At 66.4% G+C, this 4453-nt stretch carries 4 protein-coding genes and 1 pseudogene; all 5 read right to left on the reverse strand.

The features are described from left to right. On the reverse strand, window positions 1-1809 hold a 1809-nt coding region (locus tag AC5P74_RS20075), incomplete at its 3' end, for a methyl-accepting chemotaxis protein (protein WP_495205055.1). 101 nt (window positions 1810-1910) lie between these two features. After that, window positions 1911-2294: a hypothetical protein gene (locus AC5P74_RS20080; protein WP_005416411.1), complete on the reverse strand. Its 384-nt coding sequence runs from the start codon at window positions 2292-2294 to the stop codon at window positions 1911-1913. 136 nt (window positions 2295-2430) lie between these two features. Next, a complete protein-coding gene (locus tag AC5P74_RS20085; protein ID WP_171956901.1) occupies window positions 2431-2922 on the reverse strand; it encodes a chemotaxis protein CheW in 492 nt (163 codons plus the stop codon). 245 nt (window positions 2923-3167) lie between these two features. Then, window positions 3168-3941, reverse strand: a complete 774-nt coding sequence (locus AC5P74_RS20090; RefSeq protein WP_495205056.1) for a flagellar brake protein — start codon at window positions 3939-3941, stop codon at window positions 3168-3170. Window positions 3942-4101: 160 nt separating this feature from the next. Beyond that, window positions 4102-4453, reverse strand: a pseudogene (locus AC5P74_RS20095) (methyl-accepting chemotaxis protein); the annotation flags it as partial.

Below are 4453 nucleotides of genomic sequence, written 5' to 3' on the forward strand. Positions count from 1 at the left end.
ATTCAGCGCCAGGATGTTGGTCTGGAACGCAATGCCGTCGATGACGCTGATGATCTCGGCGATCTTCTTCGACGAGGCTTCGATGGCGGACATGGTGGTGACCACCTGGCCGACGACTTCACCGCCCTGCGAGGCGACGCCGTGGGCGCCGATGGCGAGCTGGTTGGCCTGGCGGGCATGCTCGGCGTTCTGGCGCACGGTGGAGGTCAGTTCCTCCATCGAGGCCGCGGTTTCTTCCAGGTTGGCAGCCTGCTGCTCGGTGCGTCGCGACAGGTCGCTGTTGCCCGAGGCGATCTCGCCGGCGGCCGAACTGATCGCGCGGCTGGACTGCTTGATGCGGGTGACGATCTCGCTCAGCTGCGCGGCGGTGGCGTTGGCATCGTCACGCATGCGGGCGAACACGCCCTGGTAGTCGCCGTGCATGCGCACGGTCAGGTCGCCCTGCGACAGTGCCGCAAGCAGGCCGGAGATCTGTTCGATGCTGCCAGCGTTGGCATCCAGCAGGCCGTTGATCTGCTGGGCCAGCTGCAGGAAGAAGCCTTCCTTGTCGGTGGCGTCGATGCGGCCGGACAGGTCGCCGGCGGCAGCCTGGGCGATCACGCGGGCCACTTCGGCTTCGACCCGCGCTTCCTGGGTACGGTCGCGCCATTCCACCACGTAGCCGACGGTGTCGCCGCCTTCATTGCGGATGGTCGAGACCACCTGGGCGAACTGGGCATCGCCATACTGCATCGGGCGACGGGCGACGCCGTGTGCCTTCAGGTTACCCAGCAGGGTCTGGTCCATCTCGCCGCGGTGTTCAAGCACGGTGACCGGCTTGCCGATCAGCGAGGCCTGGGCATCGAAGTCCGGCAGGTCGCGGCGAACTTCGTCCTGGTACTGGCTCAGGGTCTGCTGCAGGGCGCGGTTGCTGTAGACGATGGTGTTGCTGGTGTCGGTCAGGTACACGCCGGTCGAGCTGTAGTCCAGCGCGGTACGGATGCGCAGATTCTCGCGGGCCACGGCCTGGTCGGTCTCGATGCGCTCGCGGAGGTCGCGCTGCATGCGCTGCATGGCCTGCATCAGTTCGCCCACTTCGTCCTGGCGGCTGACGTCGATATGACCATCGAGCTTGCCACCGGCGACGTCGTTGGCGACCGAGACGGCGCCACGCACGCTGCCGACCAGTGCGCGGGCGAACAGCCACACCAGCACCAGGCCGAGTGCGGCGCCACCCAGCAGGGCGATCACGGTCAGCACGGCCGAGGCGGAATAGGTGGAGGCGGCCTCTTCGCGCGAGGCGCGGGCGAGGCGGTTGTCTTCGGCGATCAGCGCTTCCAGCGCCGATGCAGCCTTGCGGTGCTTGGTACGGGTTTCGCCGACGAAGGTATCGATGGCATCGTCCGGCAGGTCAAGTTCCAGCATCTCGGTGACGCTGTCATAGGACGCCAGCGCATCCTTCCATTCCTTGGCGAAGGTGTCGAACAGCTTCTTCTGTTGTGCGTTGTCGACCAGCTTCGGATAGTCCTTGATCGACTTGTCCATGCTGGTGCGCAGGTCGACGGCCTGCTTGCGCGCATCGGACTTGACGTCGTCGCTGGCGCGGATCAACTGCTGGTAGGCGGCATTGCGGTATTCGCCCAGCATGCCGCGCATCTCGCCGGCGAGGCGGATGCTCTCCATGCGTGAACCGGCCAGCTCGGTGGTGACGTTGTTCAGCGAATGCAGGCCGCGATAGGCGACGATGCCCTGCAGCAGCATCACCAGCAGGAGGACGCCGAAGGTCAGCAGCAGCTTGGGCATCAGTTTCAGGTTGTTGATCCACGGCATGGGCGTTGCGAGCTCCTAAGGCAGACGCGCCCGGGCATCGGGCCCGGTTGCAGCAGAAACCACGCCGGCACCAGGTCCGGCGTGGTTCGACGGACAGCGGATTACTTGATGTTGGCCAGCTTCAGCCCAGCCGGCGAGCTGACTTCGATTTCCGCGCGCGAGGCGTCGCGCTGGATCTTGCCGATCACGCAGACGGTCTTGCCTTCCAGGGTTTCCAGCGGGAAGGAGAACTTGCCGCGGTTCTCGCCGGCGATGCGGGCCGAGAAGGTGTGGCGCGGGAAGGCGCCGCCCATGTACAGGAAGGTCGGCTGGCCTTCGGAACCTTCTGCGTAGCGGGCCTTTTCAACCTTGCCACAGACCATGCCGTCCTTGCCGACCGAACGCGGGGCCAGTTCCGGCGGGATCATGTCAGCCGACTGGGCGAAAGCGGAGGCGGCGGTGGTGGCCAGGACAGCGGCCGAAACGAACGCAAGCAGGGACTTCATCGAGGGGTATCTCCGGGGATGGTAACGGTCGGGCCGGCCCTGCGCGCTCCTGCGCGGCCGGCTTCTGTCCCCCTATCGGCATCGCCGGGGGGAACTGAAGGGTTTTGTGACCGGAACGTGAAGCAGTTCCGTTTACTCAGGCGGCGACGTCTTCGGTGAGGCCGGCCTGGCCCATGTCGGCGCTGTCGAGCAGGGTCTCGATGTCCAGCAGGATCAGCATGCGATCGTCGTGGGTACCGATGCCGGAGATGAAGCGGGTATCGACGGCGGCACCGAATTCCGGAGTCGGTCGGATCTGCTCGGCCGACAGCGGGATCACGTCGGAGACGCTGTCGACGACGATGCCGACCACGCGGTCTTCGACGTTCAGCACGATCATCACGGTGAAGGCGTCGTAGCGGGCGTTGTCCAGGCGCAGCTTCAGGCGCAGGTCGATCACCGGGACGATGGTGCCACGCAGGTTGATCACACCCTTGATGTAGTCCGGGGCATCCGGCACGCGGGTAACCGCGTCGTAGCCACGGATTTCCTGCACCTTGAGGATGTCCACGCCGTAGTGCTCGTCACCAAGGGTGAAGCTGAGGAATTCGCCACCGGTGCTGGCGGCGGAGCTGGTCTTGTCGTTCATCGAGGGGTCCTGGTTCTGCCGGAAGTCCCGGTGTCAGGCTCGATATCGGCCCCGCTGGGGGGGACTTTAGGTGCCCGGGGAAGGGGCATCCACGCATGGCGTGGATCTACCTGGGAGGGTGGGGGCATCCACGCATGGCGTGGATCTACCGGAGATCGGTAGTGCCGGCCGCTGGCCGGAAATGGCCGTACCCGCATTGTCGCCAAGTTGCCGGCCAGCGGCCGGCACTACCCGTTGGCCGGGCCTCAGAGCTCGCCGTTGCGGCGTGCCTTGCGTTGGCGGTCGATGCGGAAGATGTAGCGCTGGATGGCGCTGTCGGCGCCGCGCGGCAGGCTGTCGAAGCGCATGCCCACGCGCTTGACCTCGATGCCGTTGGGCTGGCGCTGCTGCAACAGGTTGCAGACCACCAGCGCGATGTCCAGGTCGGGTCCATCGGGCAGGGACAGCTGCGCCGGATAGCGCTTCTGCAGGCCGAACACCGCGCAGTCATTGGGAACCACCACGGCCAGGCCACCGCCACTGATGTCCACCACGCGCATCGACAACGCTTCGGCGCGCGCTTCGCCGGGGGGCAGCAGCAGCTGCGGTGAGTCGGTGACCGGGGTCTCCAGCCGATACAGCTCGCGGCGCTGCAGGTGCACCAGTTCTTCCGGAAGCGGAGCGCGGAAGGCCACGTGGCCGTCGTTGTCCACGCGCTGCAGTTCGTGCAGGCGGAAACGCACCAGCACCCGTTCGAGCTGGGCGAAGCACAGCAGGTGATCGGCCTGCTCGGCGGCGCGGTTGGAGGCTTCCTGCGGGCTGCCATCGAGCAGCAGGTAGTCCTCGTCCTCGTCGAGGTCGAGCAGCGCAGTGGGGAACGAACGGTCACGGCCGTCGATGTGCGCGTTGACCAGTGATCGCTGGTCGATCAGCGAGCGCAGCAGCTGCCGCAGCTGGCGCGGGTTGCGGACCAGGAAGCGCTCGTCAGCGGCGTCGGCCGCGTGGACATCATGCACTGCAGTGTCGTTGCCGTCGGACATGGAATCTACGGTCAGGGGCGGGCGCCAGCACGCGTTGGTGCGAGGCTCGATGGGGATATCGGCCTCTGCACCGGATTATGAAGTGAGATTTGCATCACTTTCTACGCGTAAGGGGTCAGATCCCTTTCCTGCGGGAAAGGGATCTGACCCCGTGGTTCTGTCAGAACTCCTGCCAGTCGCCGTCCGCAGCCAGTGCCGGCTGGGCTGTCGCGGTGCGCAGCGCACGTGCCGGGACCGTTTTTGCCGCCGGTGCGGCGGCGGCGACCTGGCGCGGTACCGGTGCCGCCAGCGGGCGTGCCGGAATGGCCGTCGTGCCGTGTGATGCCAGCCGGAAGCGGGCCACGGCTTCACCCAGCTGCACGGCCTGGTCCTCCATCGCACGTGCGGCAGCGGTGGCTTCCTCCACCAGCGCGGCATTCTGCTGGGTGGTTTCGTCCATCTGCACCACGGTCTGGTTGACCTGCTCGATGCCGGCCGACTGTTCCTGCGAGGCGGCGGAGATCTCGGCCATG

It is taken from the genome of Stenotrophomonas sp. YJH_SMC_94-11, assembly GCF_059370435.1.